The following is a 409-nucleotide window of genomic DNA, read 5'->3' as shown; positions in this document are numbered from 1 at the left end:
CCGCGGCGGGGGAGGCCAGGAACGTCAGGTAGCGCGCGATGTCGTCGGGCTCGTGGATCGGGTAGCGGTCGCCGAGGTCGGCGTCGTCGGACAAACCGATGTCGTTCTTGGGCATTCGGGTGTTGACCACGCTCGGGCACACGCAATTGACCCGGATGCCGTCGGCACGAAGATCGACGGCCATCGCGTTGACCATCATGATCAGCGCACCCTTCGATGCGCAGTAGGGCACATGCAGCGGCGAAGCGACCAGGGCGGAGTCGGAGGCGACGATGGTGACCGACGCCTTCGAGCTGAGTCGCAGGAACGGCAGCGCATGCTTGACCGGCAACCACTGGCCCTTCACGTTGATGTCGAACATCCGGTCCCACTCACCGGTGCTGATCTCGTCGATCGAGCGACCGTAGAG

Annotated in this window: 1 protein-coding gene; it reads right to left on the bottom strand. The window is 64.8% G+C overall.

From position 1 onward, the window contains the following. The coding region (locus RNB18_RS52955; protein WP_311721169.1) for an SDR family oxidoreductase at window positions 1-361 on the bottom strand (361 nt) is incomplete at its 3' end. Window positions 362-409 lie beyond the last annotated feature (48 nt).

Source organism: Streptomyces doebereineriae (genome assembly GCF_031845645.1).
Classification (GTDB): domain Bacteria; phylum Actinomycetota; class Actinomycetes; order Streptomycetales; family Streptomycetaceae; genus Streptomyces; species Streptomyces canus.
Note: the sequence above shows the minus strand (reverse complement) of the source record. Positions and strands in the feature narration are given on the sequence as shown.